Origin of the sequence: Glaciimonas soli (assembly GCF_009497155.1) — a bacterium.
GTDB classification, from domain to species: Bacteria; Pseudomonadota; Gammaproteobacteria; order Burkholderiales; family Burkholderiaceae_D; genus Glaciimonas; species Glaciimonas soli.
Genome location: NZ_WINI01000001.1, coordinates 642,939 through 656,630, shown reverse-complemented (window position 1 = coordinate 656,630; position 13,692 = coordinate 642,939). Strand labels below are relative to the sequence as shown.

The window sequence follows — 13,692 nt, the reverse complement described above, 5'->3', positions numbered from 1 at the left end:
TGACAGGATTCATTGTTAATCTGCTGTTGTTCCATGCTGTTGTCATAATGACCGATTAGCATGAACATTCTCTATCCCTTCTATTTCACTGTGTTGTCCGATGGCGGATGGCGTTAACCCGCGATGCTTACTTTGCAAAAAAAGCAAAAGTTTGCATTTTTACGTAGCTCCGAATTTAAAAGTCTCATCATGCAAAATAATTTCTCCCAGCATAAAAAGAACCTCCTGATATTCGCCGTGATTGTTTTAGCAATTATTGGTGTCGCGTGGATGCTGTTTGGCGGCGCACGTAAAAATGCGCATGCGTCAGCGGACAACGGTCCTGTGGAGATGATGATCCGCAAAGGCGATCAGATCGTTATTCCGGCCAATTCACCATTGCGCACCAGAGTCAAGGTGCAAGATGTGGCGGTATCGGATGCCGCGCACGTGCTGGAAATACCAGCACAAGTTGAAGCAGATCCGGCGCGCACAATTAATATCTTGCCGCCGGTTGCGGGTAAAGTGCTCGAGCTAAAAGTGGGTTTGGGCGATCACGTACAAAAAGGGCAATTGCTGTTGGTGTTGGCTTCCGGCGATTTTGCGCAGGCAACGTCGGATGTACAAAAAGCACGCGATGCTTTGCAACTGGCAAAAAAAACCTTGGATCGTCAACGTGGTGTGCAGGATGCTGGCGGTGGTGCAGTTAAAGATTTGGAAGGTGCGCAAAGTAGCTATGTGCAAGCGGAGTCCGAGTTTACGCGTGCCGATACCCGGCTGAAATCGTTGAGTACTGCCGGTGCAGTAGCCGTCGGCAGCGGACCGCGGCTCAATATCGTGGCACCGGAATCCGGCACTATCTCTGCGTTATCGATAGGCGTGGGGCAAAGTGCAAATGATCCGACCGCAAGCATGATGACGATCGCCAATCTGGACAAAGTGTGGATTACTGCGAATGTGCCAGAGAACATGATCTCGGCGGTACGCAAAGGGCAAACGGTTGACATGAGCTTGCCAGCCTATCCAGGTCAAAAATTCCAGGGTCAGGTGGCTTTCATCAGTGATATTTTGCAGCCAGATACACGCCGCACTCTGGTACGCATTAGCGTTTCCAACACGGACAAAAAATTCAAGTCGAACATGTTTGCCAATGCCGCATTTTCGGTAACGCAGAATGCTGAGCCGATAGTGCCGACTTCAGCATTATTGATGAATAACGATGACACGACCGTGTTTGTCGAAACTGCGCCGTGGACGTTTGTGCGTCATGCGGTGGTGACCGGCCACGAAGAAAACGGGCAAATACGCATTCAAAGCGGTGTGAATGCCGGTGATCGCGTTGTGGTGGCAGGCGGAGTTTTGCTAAATGATTAACAATATTGTCCGCTACTGCCTGCAAAAGCGTTATGCAGTGATTTTGGTGACGGTGTTGGTGGCACTGTTTGGTTATTACTCCTGGACTCGGATGGCGGTTGAAGCGTATCCGGAATTGGCCGATGTTACGGCGCAAGTGACAACGCAAGCCCCGGGTTTGGCTGCTGAAGAAATCGAGCAGCAGATCACTATTCCATTAGAGCGCCAATTAAGCGGCACGCCGGGATTAGTTCATATGCGCTCATCAAGCACGTTTGGCTTATCGCTGATTACGCTGACATTTAAAGATGGCGCTGAAGACTATTGGGAACGTCAACGTGTCACAGAGCGTATGACGCAAGCAACGCTGCCTGCTGGAATTACTCCCAGTCTGGATGCGGTGACAGGCCCTGCTGGCGAAATTTATCGTTATACCTTGGAATCAGATACCAAAAATTTGATGGAGTTGTCCGAGATTCAGCGTTGGATTGTGATACCGGAGTTGCAGCAGGTACCTGGTATTGCGGGTGTCAATAATTTCGGTGGCATGACGATGGAATATCAGCTGGAAGTCGACCCCAAACAATTGCAACATTACGGTGTCGCGCTGGCGGATGTGACGACGGCGATTAATAACAATAATGCTAATGCAGGCGGCAGTCGGATTTCGCGTGGCGAACAGGGCTATGTCGTACGCGGTATAGGCTTGATGCGCAGCCTGACTGATCTGGGTAATGTGGTGGTGAAGCAGGTCAATGGCGTACCAGTATTGGTACGTGATCTCGGCAAACTACAATACAGTCATCAAGAGCGTCAAGGCATTCTGGGCAAGAATAATAATCCCGATACGATAGAAGGTATTGTCCAGTTATTGAAGTATCAAAATGCATCTGAGGTGATCAAGGATGTGCATGCCAAAGTGGCTGAACTGCAGAAGCGCCTGACACCGATGGGTGTCAAGATAGTGCCCTACATTGATCGCAGCGACATGATCGATTTGACTGTCCAGAAAGTTAGTCACACGGTGATGGAGGGTATCGGTCTGGTTTGTATTGTATTGATCCTGTTTCTCGGTAGTCCACGCAGTGCCCTGGTTGCGGCAGTGACGATACCGTTGGCTTTGGTGGCTGTGTTCATCATGATGTATATCACCAAGATGCCGGCGAATTTATTCTCGTTAGGCGCGATTGACTTCGGGATTATCGTGGACGGTGCAATCGTGGTGACGGAGGCGATCTTGCGGCGCCGTGAAGCCAAGCCGACCGAAGAGTTGACGGAAGTCGATGTGCGTGATGCGACCACTGAAGTAATACGGCCGATTTTCTTTGCAACCTTGATCATTATTGCCGCCTATTTGCCGCTATTTGCGTTCGAACGGGCTGAAGGAAAGTTATTGTCGCCGATTGCGCTGACGGTGAGTTATGCCTTGATTGGTGCCTTGTTGTCCAGTCTGGTGTTGGTACCGGGTTTAGCCTATATGGCATTGCGTAAGCCACGTAAGATTTTTCATAACAAGCCATTGGAATGGCTGACCGCAGGTTATAGAAAAACCTTAGCAGCTTTGTTGAATAACCCCGTTATTTCGTTCGGCATTGGCGGTGTGGCACTGGCGGCTGTGATCGCTTTGGGTTCGACAATTGGGCATGAATTCATGCCGAATATGGATGAAGGAACGCTTTGGCTGCAAGTGCAAATGCCATCGGGTTTGTCTTTGGAGAAAAGCAGCGAAATGGCAGGTGAATTGCGTCGCACTTTATTGGCGTTTCCAGAGGTGTCATATGCCATCACGCAAATGGGGCGTAGCGATGACGGTACGGATCCATGGACGCCATCACATATCGAAGTACCTGTTGGATTGACGCCGTATGACACTTGGGCGAATGGTGAGACCAAGGACGAATTTGTACATCGCTTGAATAAACGCCTGCAACAATTGCCGGGTTTTTCCATAGGTATCAGTCAACCGATTAGCGATGGTGTCAACGATGCTGTCGGGGGTGCGCATAGCCCGTTGGTGATCCGTATTTATGGCGATGATTTCAAAGAATTGCGCCGCATCGGTGGTCAGATTGTGGATGTTTTGCATGGCGTAAAAGGCACGGCCAATGCCGCCATATTCCAGGAACCGCCGGTGCCGCAGATAGCGATTGATATTGACAGAGCTGCCGCTGCGCGGTTGGGAATTAATGTGGCCGATATTGCCAATTTAATTCAGAACGGTATTGGTGGTGCGCCGATATCGCAGATGTACGTAGCAGATCGCGTGCATAACATCACAGTGCGCTTTCCTAAGGATACTCGTAATAGTCCCGAGGCATTGGGCAATTTACTATTGACCTCATCCGGTGGGGCACAGATCCCGCTATCACAAGTGGCGAATATTCATACCACCACGGGAGAAAGCACGATTGCGCACGAAAGTACGCACAGACAGTTAACCATCAGTTTGGATTATGCGGATAGAGATTTGCTGTCGTACTACAAAGACGCCAAGGCGCAGGTGGAGCAAAAAGTGCATTTCGATAAAAATCAATATCGACTGGAGTGGGCGGGACAATTCGAAAATCAGGAAAGAGCACAAGCGCGCCTAGAGTTGGTATTTGGTCTGGTGTTGGCGCTGATGGCGGTGATTCTTTATGCCGGTTTTGGCAAATTGCGGCAGGCATTGCTGATTTTGGGTGTGGTGCCATTGGCCGCTTTAGGCGGGTTAATTGCGTTGCATGTAACTGGCAATACCATCAACGTCGCTACGGGGGTCGGATTCATCGCCTTGTTTGGTGTCGCTGTACAGAACGGCATCATCATGGTGTCGAACATTAATCGTGTGCGTACTCAAGGAACGCCGTTGAGGGAAGCCGTGCTGGCCGGCGCATTTGAACGTTTCCGTCCGGTGTTAATGACCGCTACCGTCGCTTCCCTAGGCATGCTGCCAGCAGCGATGGCCACCGGCGTTGGTACTGATGTGCAACGCGGCTTGGCGACAGTGGTGGTAGGTGGTTTGGTGGTGGCGACTTTGCTGACTTTATTTATTTTGCCGGCGTTTTATTACACGCTAGAACGATGGGTAGAAAGCCGTCGCGGCACCAGTGCAGCCGTTGATGGTCGTTAAGAGAGGATAGAAAAATGAACAAAATAAAACATCGTCCACTCGTTGCTGCTGTCGTGTTGGCATTGTCCGCATTGTCAGGTTGTGCCGTCGGCCCCGATTTTAAACAACCGGATGCGCCAGCAGTGCAGGGCTATACCAAGGAACCGTTGGTGACTAAAACTGCTGCAGCCGATACGCAAGCCGGAGAGGCGCAGCAGTTTGTTGAAGGCAAAGATATTCCGGCACAGTGGTGGACTTTATTTGAATCTGCGCCATTGAATGCGGTAATAGAACAAGCGATTAAAAACAGTCCTACTCTGGAAGCAGCAAAAGCCGCTTTGCGTGCTGCACAAGAGCAGGTTGCCGTGCAAAATGGCGCGTTCTATCCTAGTGTGAATGCCAGCCTGACACCAAGTCGTCAGAGAGTGACGACCGCTGTTGCAGCAGGAACGCCGCCACTATTCAATCTGCAGACTGCGCAGGTCAGTGTGGCGTATACCTTTGATGCCTTTGGTGCGAATCGTCGCCAGGTTGAAGGGTTGGAAGCGCAAGCCGCGCAGCAACGGATGGAATTGGAGGCCGCTTATCTGACGCTCACTTCAAACGTGGCGGCGGCAGCGGTGCAGGAAGCGGCGCTACGTGCGCAAATTTCAGCGACGCGGAAAATCATTACATCGCAGGAAAAATTGCTAGTTATATTGCAACGTCAATATAAGCTTGGTGATGTGGCGCAAGCCGATGTGCTGGCACAGGAGGCTGCGTTGGCGCAAACGAAGGCGACTTTGCCACCGTTACAAAAATCGCTGGCGCAGCAACGCGATTTATTGACGGCCTTGGCCGGGCGTTTCCCCAGCGATGAGCTAGATGAGAAATTTGAGCTGTCGCAATTGCATTTGCCGCAACAGTTGCCAGTAAGCTTGCCATCAAATCTGGTGCGTCAGCGACCTGATATTCGTGCTGCCGAGGAGCAATTGCATGCTGCCAGTGCAGCAGTCGGTGTAGCAACGGCGAATATGTTGCCGCAACTAACCTTGAGTGCCAACATCGGCAGCGCCGCTGCAACATTGGGAAGCTTATTTACTTCCGGTACGGGGTTGTGGAGTGTAGCAGGTGGTTTGACACAACCGCTATTTGCTGGCGGTGAGTTATTGCATAAAAAACGCGCGGCAGTCGCATTGTTAGAGCAGGCGGATGCACAGTATCGCAGTACGGTAATTCAGGCGTTTCAAAATGTAGCCGATAGCTTGCGTGCGTTGCAATACGATGCGGACGCATTGCAAACGCAGGCTGTTGCAGAGCGTGCTGCAGCGAAAAGTTTGACGATTGCACAGCGTTCTGTAGAGCTGGGTGCGACCACACCGCAGACTTTGTTGCAGGCTCAACAAACTTACCAGCAAACAGTGATTAATCTGGCGCAAGCACAAGCGGCGCGGTATGCCGATACGGTGGCGTTGTTTCAAGCATTAGGTGGTGGTTGGTGGAATCAGAGTGTTGATCGCCCTGACCATGTCGCTACCGCAGCTCCATGAAAATATAGGAGTCAAATTAAGTAAGATCAAACGATCATTTTGAAAACACCCCCGTCATTCCCGCGAATGCGGGAATCCACGCTACGCAATTTGGATCCCCGCGTTCGCGAGGATGACGGCCATTTTTTCTAATTGGTTGTATTTAATATTACTCGCCGTCGGAGGTCTCGGGAGCATTCGGCTTTTGCGATAGTGCTGACAGTCTACTTGCCATTCAGGCGATGATCATATCGCCGAGCATCACTGGGCGTCAGCACAATTCTATCTATTTCAATGTTGCTAAATGAGAAATGTGGCAAATGTGCGCTACAGGAATTTATAATTGCTTCGAAAAGTGGCCGACGGAATTGCGGCTAGTTCTCTTAAATTTTTGCTGGCGACTTCTGTTCATCTTATAAAATTCTGGTATCATCAACAGAGGTTTATAGTAATGTTAACTATCATCTGTAAGAGCGAGAAAGGCATCCTGGTTATGACACCGCGAACTACCACCACAATCTGTGCGCGACACTAGTCGAGGTCTTTTTCATCTTATTAGTTTGAAAAATACGCGCGGCTAGCCCGCGTTTTTTTTCGTCTGCGTTTTTGTAACGCTTCCCAATTTTGCATTTCAATTTATAGCTAGCCATTAATTAGTGGCTACGTGGAGTTAAAAAATGATTTCAGTTCAACTTCCTGATGGTTCGCAGCGTCAATTTGAAGCACCAGTGACCGTTGCGCAAGTCGCAGCCTCTATTGGCGCAGGCCTGGCAAAAGCAGCTTTGGCAGGTAAGGTCGACGGTGTGGTGGTCGATACTTCATATTTGATCGATCACGATATTAAGCTGGCCATCATTACTGACAAAGATCCAGAGGGATTGGATGTCATTCGCCATTCGACTGCGCATTTGTTGGCGTATGCAGTGAAAGAATTGTTTCCTGATGCGCAAGTAACTATCGGGCCAGTGATTGAAAATGGCTTCTACTACGACTTTGCGTACAAACGCCCGTTCACACCAGAAGACTTGGTGGCGATTGAAAAGAAGATGGGCGAATTGGCGAAAAAAGATGAACCGGTAACACGTAAAGTTTTGCCGCGCGATGAGGCGGTCGCGTATTTCAAATCTATCGGTGAAGCGTATAAAGCAGAGATTATTGAATCGATTCCCGCTGATCAAGATGTTTCTTTGTACACAGAGGGTGCTTTTACTGATTTGTGCCGCGGACCACACGTTCCATCAACTGGCAAGTTGAAAGTATTCAAGCTGATGAAGTTGGCAGGTGCGTATTGGCGCGGCGATGCTAAAAATGAAATGTTGCAACGCGTATACGGCACTGCATGGGCTAAAAAGGAAGAGCAAGAGGCCTATCTGCACATGCTGGAAGAGGCGGAAAAACGCGATCATCGCAAGCTAGGTCGCGCGCTGGATTTATTCCACTTTCAGGATGAAGCGCCTGGCATGATTTTCTGGCATCCAAAAGGCTGGACTATATGGCAGCAAGTTGAGCAGTACATGCGTCGTGTGTATCAGGATAGTGGTTATCAGGAAGTGAAAGCGCCGCAGATTCTCGATCGTACTTTGTGGGAAAAGACCGGTCATTGGGAAAATTATCGTGACAATATGTTCACTACCGATTCGGAAAATCGCAGTTATGCGTTGAAGCCGATGAATTGCCCGGGTCATGTACAAATTTTCAATGCAAATTTGCATAGTTATCGTGATTTGCCGCTGCGCTTCGGCGAATTCGGCCAATGTCATCGTAATGAGCCTTCAGGCGCCTTGCACGGCATGATGCGGGTGCGTGGCTTTACGCAGGATGATGGTCATATTTTCTGCACAGAAGAACAAGTGCAAGATGAGGTCGCGGCTTTCGATAAAGTCGTGCGCGATGTGTACTCTAAATTCGGTTTTACTGATATCGCCGTCAAACTGGCTTTGCGTCCTGAAAAACGGGTTGGTGAAGATGCGGTCTGGGATAAGGCCGAAAATGCACTGCGCGAAGCGATTCGTGCTTCAGGTACTGAATGGGAAGAGTTGCCAGGTGAGGGCGCATTTTACGGCCCGAAAATTGAATACCACCTGAAGGATTCGATTGGGCGTTCTTGGCAATGCGGCACGATGCAGGTTGATTTCTCGATGCCAGGGCGTTTAGGTGCGGAATATGTCACTGAAGACAATGGCCGCAAAGTGCCGGTGATGTTGCATCGCGCGATTGTGGGTTCATTGGAGCGCTTTATCGGTATGTTGATAGAAAATCATGCTGGTGCGATGCCATTGTGGCTGGCGCCAGTGCAAGTTGTCGTTTTGAATATTTCCGAATCGCAAGCCGAATATGTGCAAAATGTTGTACAAACACTGAAAAAACAAGGGTTTAGAGTAGAGTCTGATTTGCGTAATGAGAAGATTACCTATAAAATACGCCAGCATTCTTTGCAGAAACCGCCTTATATCCTTGTCGTAGGTGATAAAGAGCGTGATGCAAATACAGTGGCCGTGCGTGCGCGAGGCAACGTCGATCTGGGTGTCATGCCGATTGATGTACTGGTTGAGCGTCTCAAAACTGAGATTGAAACCAAAGCCTAAGCGAGTTCTCCTAACGGGGCTCGCAGCGTGGGAGCACGGCTTATTCATTTGATTTTTAAAGGAAATTGCAATAGCTACGGACAAATCACAACATCGCATCAATGGTGAAGTTACTGCGCCAGAATTGCGTTTAAGCGGAGTAGATAACGAACCACTCGGTATCGTCTCTTCGGCAGAAGCCCTGCGTTTAGCAGAAGAAGCGAACGTTGATCTGGTGGAGATCGCGCCAAATGCGGTGCCTCCGGTAGCGCGTCTGATGGATTATGGTAAGTTTAAATACCAAGAGCAGAAGAAAGCGCACGAAGTCAAACTGAAGCAAAAAGTGGTTGTGGTGAAGGAAGTTAAATTCCGTCCCGGCACTGATGATGGCGATTACAACATCAAATTGCGTAATTTGACTAAGTTTCTGGAAGATGGCGACAAAACCAAAATCACACTACGCTTCCGCGGTCGTGAAATGGCTCACCAAGAAATTGGTATGCGTATGCTAGAACGTCTGAAAGCTGATCTGGAACCATTTGGCCAAGTTGAGCAGTGGCCAAAAATGGAAGGTCGTCAGATGGTGATGATGCTAGGTCCTAAGAAGAAGAAATAAATTTTGTGATGGCTTGAAAGAGAATTCAATCAAGTTATCCAAAAAGCGTCAGTTCGGTATGCATATACCGTTCTGTTGCGAAATCTGATGACGGAACAAAGTCATTGGGTTTAAACAAGTGAGAGCAGGCATCCAAGTGCAGCGAATTGTTGCCACCTGCAATCATGTTAAAAGAGGACTGTCATAAAAGACAGTGAATGTTATGCCAAAAATGAAAACGAAAAGCAGTGCTAAAAAGCGCTTTCGTGTCCGTCCGGGTGGTACTGTTAAACGCGGTCAAGCGTTCAAACGTCACATCTTGACTAAGAAAACTACCAAGAACAAACGTCAGTTGCGCGGTTCCGTCGGTGTCCATGATACAAACATGGCTTCCGTTACCCGCATGATGCCAACCGCTTAACCTCACACTATTAAGGAGTTATTATGCCTAGAGTAAAACGTGGGGTTACAGCTCGTGCCCGTCATAAAAAAGTTCTTGCCCTTGCTAAGGGTTACCGCGGCCGCCGCAGTAAGGTTTATCGTGTTGCCAAGCAAGCAGTTATGCGCGCTGGTCAATACGCTTACCGTGATCGTCGTAACAAGAAACGCGTATTCCGTGCATTGTGGATCGCCCGTATCAACGCCGCTTCACGTGAGCATGGCGTTACATACAGCGTATTCATGAACGGTTTGAAGCGCGCTTCAATCGAACTGGATCGTAAAGTTCTGGCCGATATGGCAGTGATGGACAAGCCAGCGTTTGCTGCGATTGTCAATCAAGTCAAAGCCAAAATCGCTGCGTAATTATTATTTAATTATGTAGTTTTGCCGGTGTGAATTATGCTGGCAATCTCTAGCGGGGCTGAGGTCAACACCTTTGCCCCGCTTGTGTTTTCAAGAGCAATTTTTATTCCCTTGTTCTATTTCTAAAGCGCGGTTATTTATTAATATAAATGTGCTTTGAAAATCGAATCAGTTTCCGAGAGGCAGAAGACACTGTATGAACTCCTTAGAACAATTAGTAATTCAAGCACAAACCGATTTTGCAGAGGCGCCGGATGCAGCAGCACTGGAAAATGCAAAAGCCAAATATCTAGGCAAAACCGGTCAAATCACCGAGCAAATGAAAGCGCTCGGCAAGTTAGATCCGGAACAGCGTAAAACGCAAGGCGCGGTCATCAACGTTGCCAAACAACAGATTGAGAACGCACTGACGGCACGCCGTGATGCTTTGGCTAACGCGCAAATGGAAGAGCGCTTAAATGCTGAAGCGATCGACGTCACGTTGCCCGGCCGTGGACGCGGTGTTGGCGGTATTCACCCCGTGATGCGCACCTGGCAACGCGTTGAGGAGATTTTCCGCTCCATCGGTTTTGATGTGGCAGACGGCCCGGAAATTGAAAATGACTGGACCAACTTTACGGCATTGAACAGTCCGGAAAATCATCCTGCACGGTCAATGCAAGACACTTTTTACATTGATGGCAAAGACTCTGACGGCAAGCAGCTATTGCTGCGTACGCATACCAGCCCGATGCAAGTACGTTATGCCCGCATGAACAAGCCACCGATCAAGGTCATCGCGCCAGGTCGTACTTATCGCGTCGATAGCGATGCTACGCATTCGCCGATGTTTCATCAGGTTGAAGGTTTGTGGATTGGCGAAGATATCAGTTTTGCCGATCTGAAAGGCGTGTACCTGAACTTCGTCAAAGCTTTCTTTGAGACAGACGATTTGCAAGTGCGTTTCCGCCCATCTTATTTCCCATTTACTGAGCCGTCAGCTGAGATCGATATCGCTTTTGGCAGCGGTCCGCTAAAAGGACGCTGGCTGGAAGTGTCCGGTGCTGGTCAGGTGCACCCTAACGTGGTGCGTAATATGGGCTTGGATCCTGAACAGTTCATCGGCTTCGCTTTTGGTTCCGGTTTGGAACGTCTGACGATGCTGCGTTATGGTATTAACGATTTGCGCTTGTTTTACGAAGGCGATCTACGCTTCCTCAAGCAATTTAATTAATACTGCATTGTTCCTTTTCCTGCCTACAGGAGAAGGACTTAGACTACATCACTAAAAGTTTTTGAAGGTTTCCTATGCAATTCTCTGAAAGCTGGCTGCGTACCATGGTCGATCCGAAGATGACTTCGGCCGAACTATCCCATTTACTGACCATGTCGGGTCTTGAAGTAGAAGAGGTTGAACCAGTCGCACCACCGTTTACGCATATCGTGGTGGGTCATGTACTGGAGACAGCGAAACATCCGAACGCTGATCGATTGAATGTGTGCCAGGTCGATGTTGGCACTGGTACTACTTTGACCATAGTCTGCGGTGCACCTAACGTGCGCCCGGGCCTTAAAGTCCCTTGTGCGATGGTGGGCGCGGTGTTGCCGCCGGGTGCCGATGGCAAACCGTTTGAAATCAAGCTAGGTCAATTGCGTGGCGTTGAGTCGCAAGGGATGTTGTGTTCAGCGCGTGAGTTAAAACTATCTGAAGACCACGGCGGTTTGTTAGAACTGCCTGACGATGCGCCGGTCGGTCAGAATTTCCGCGATTATTACGAACTCAATGATTTGAAGTTCACGATCAAGTTAACGCCGAATAAGGCCGATTGCTTATCAGTGCTTGGTGTTGCACGTGAAGTTTCTGCGTTGACTGGTATCGAGTTAAAACAGCCGACTTTCAAAAAAGTTGACGTGACGACGACGGAAGTGTTGCCGGTCAAAATTTCAGCCCCTGATTTATGCGGCCGTTTTTCTGGACGTGTCATTCGTGGTCTAAACGCAAAGGCTGAGACGCCACATTGGATGAAGCAGCGTTTGGAGCGCAGCGGTCAGCGTTCGGTGTCGGCATTGGTTGATATTTCGAATTATGTGATGCTGGAATTAGGGCGACCTTCACACGTGTTCGATCTGGATAAAATCCATGGCGGTTTGGATATACGCTGGGGTAAAGCCGGCGAAGAGTTGAAGCTGTTGAATGGTAATACGGTCAAGGTCGATGACTGGATAGGCGTGATTGCTGATGACAAAGAACTCGAATCGTTGGCCGGTATCATGGGTGGTGACGCGACTGCCGTTTCGCTGGAAACCCAAAATATCTATCTGGAAGCCGCTTTCTGGTTTCCGCAAGCGATACAAGGGCGGGCGCGCCGTTTCAATTTCTCAACCGACGCAGCGCATCGCTTTGAGCGCGGCGTTGATTTCGCGACGACGGTGGAACATATCGAGCGTATTACCGCTCTGTTGATCGATATTTGCGGCACAGCCCAGACGCAAGTTGGCCCTATCGATGATCAAAGTCCTAATTTGCCGAAGCGTGCGCCAGTTAGTGTGCGGACTGCTCGCGCAGTCAAAGTGATAGGCGTGCCATTAACCGATGCATTGATTGCAGATATTTTCACGCGCCTGGGATTGAGCTTCACGCAAGAGCCCGGAGTGTTTTCTGTGACGCCGCCGTCATATCGTTTCGATATCGAAATCGAAGAAGATTTGATCGAGGAAATCGTCCGCGTTTACGGCTTTGAAAATATTCCTGCGTTGCCGCCAGTGGCCGCAAGTGCGATGTTGGCCGATCCGGAAAATACGCGCTCGCTGTTTGCGATCAGCCATAAATTGGCGGCATTGGATTACCAGGAAGTGATTAATTTCAGTTTTGTTGAGGAAGCATGGGAGGCTGATTTTGCGGCTAACTTGCAACCGATCAAATTGCTTAACCCGATTGCAAGTCAGCTAAGTGTGATGCGTTCGACGCTGATTGCCAATCTGGTTGCCAATGTTAAATACAATCTGAATCGCAAAGTTAGCCGTGTACGGGTTTTTGAAACCGGCACGATATTTTTACGCAGCAAAGAAACACAGGATGGCCCTCTATCGGTTGCCGGTTTTGATCAGCCTAAACGCGTTGCTGCACTGGCATATGGTGCGCAAGTGGAGGAGCAGTGGGGCCAGGCTACACGTGCGATTGACTTCTTTGACGTTAAAGCAGATTTGGAAGCGTTATTCGCGCCGACGGTTTTGCATTTTACTAAAATCGATCATCCAGCCTTGCATCCAGGCCGCTCAGCGCAAGTGCAGTGTGGCGATAAGGTTGTGGGCTTCATCGGTGAATTGCACCCGCGTCTGCAGCAAAAATATGAGTTGCCATTAGCGCCAGTATTGTTCGAAGTTGATGCCAGCGCTTTGCAGCAACGCGTAGTGCCAAGCTATCGCGAGATTTCCAAGTTCCCGGCTGTGGTTCGTGACTTGGCCGTGGTAGTCAAACAAGCAATTCCTGCGCAGGATTTACTAGATATTTTCGCTCGTGAGCAAAAAAACAATGCAGCATGCAAAATCTTGCAAGCCTTTGTTTTATTTGATGAATATCATGGGAAAGGGTTGGAAAATGACGAAAAAAGTCTTGCTTTCCGGTTTACCTTGCAAGATACTGAAAACACCCTGCAAGACGATGCTGTTGACGCTGCGATGAATGTTTTGATCACAGCCATCAGCAAGCTTGATGGTGCAAAATTACGCACTTGATATCGTAATTAAAATGATACTGAAGTGAAAGCCATGTTGAAAAACCATGGTTTTCGTATAAAAATAACATTGGCAATGTGTGCTTAA

The 13,692-nt window shown here is 49.1% G+C and carries 9 protein-coding genes; all 9 read left to right on the top strand.

Annotated elements, in window-relative coordinates; all coding sequences use genetic code 11:
* The first annotated feature begins 189 nt into the window (after positions 1-189).
* The 9 genes from GEV47_RS03040 (at position 190) to pheT (ending at position 13,605) form a co-directional block, all read left to right on the top strand.
* Entirely contained in the window at positions 190-1,353 is a 1,164-nt protein-coding gene (locus GEV47_RS03040; RefSeq protein ID WP_153233216.1) for an efflux RND transporter periplasmic adaptor subunit, read from the top strand.
* Positions 1,346-4,441 (top strand): efflux RND transporter permease subunit, encoded by a 3,096-nt coding sequence (locus GEV47_RS03035; RefSeq protein ID WP_153233215.1) that lies wholly within the window; start codon positions 1,346-1,348, stop codon positions 4,439-4,441. Before GEV47_RS03040 ends, GEV47_RS03035 begins: the two co-directional genes overlap by 8 nt.
* Positions 4,442-4,455: 14 nt before the next feature.
* On the top strand, positions 4,456-5,949 hold the full coding sequence (locus GEV47_RS03030) for an efflux transporter outer membrane subunit (RefSeq protein ID WP_153233214.1): 1,494 nt from the start codon (positions 4,456-4,458) through the stop codon (positions 5,947-5,949).
* A 656-nt stretch (positions 5,950-6,605) separates the two neighbouring features.
* Entirely contained in the window at positions 6,606-8,513 is a 1,908-nt protein-coding gene (gene thrS / locus GEV47_RS03025; RefSeq protein ID WP_153233213.1) for a threonine--tRNA ligase, read from the top strand.
* A 70-nt stretch (positions 8,514-8,583) separates the two neighbouring features.
* Complete coding sequence (gene infC, locus GEV47_RS03020; protein WP_322741557.1) at positions 8,584-9,108, top strand: translation initiation factor IF-3; 525 nt, start codon at positions 8,584-8,586, stop codon at positions 9,106-9,108.
* Between the two features lie 202 nt (positions 9,109-9,310).
* A complete protein-coding gene (gene rpmI, locus GEV47_RS03015; protein WP_153233211.1) occupies positions 9,311-9,508 on the top strand; it encodes a 50S ribosomal protein L35 in 198 nt (65 codons plus the stop codon).
* Between the two features lie 23 nt (positions 9,509-9,531).
* Positions 9,532-9,891: a 50S ribosomal protein L20 gene (gene rplT / locus GEV47_RS03010; protein ID WP_061533855.1), complete on the top strand. Its 360-nt coding sequence runs from the start codon at positions 9,532-9,534 to the stop codon at positions 9,889-9,891.
* 196 nt (positions 9,892-10,087) lie between these two features.
* Entirely contained in the window at positions 10,088-11,104 is a 1,017-nt protein-coding gene (pheS, locus tag GEV47_RS03005; RefSeq protein WP_153233210.1) for a phenylalanine--tRNA ligase subunit alpha, read from the top strand.
* Positions 11,105-11,178: 74 nt separating this feature from the next.
* Entirely contained in the window at positions 11,179-13,605 is a 2,427-nt protein-coding gene (gene pheT, locus GEV47_RS03000; RefSeq protein ID WP_153233209.1) for a phenylalanine--tRNA ligase subunit beta, read from the top strand.
* Positions 13,606-13,692: the final 87 nt, after the last annotated feature.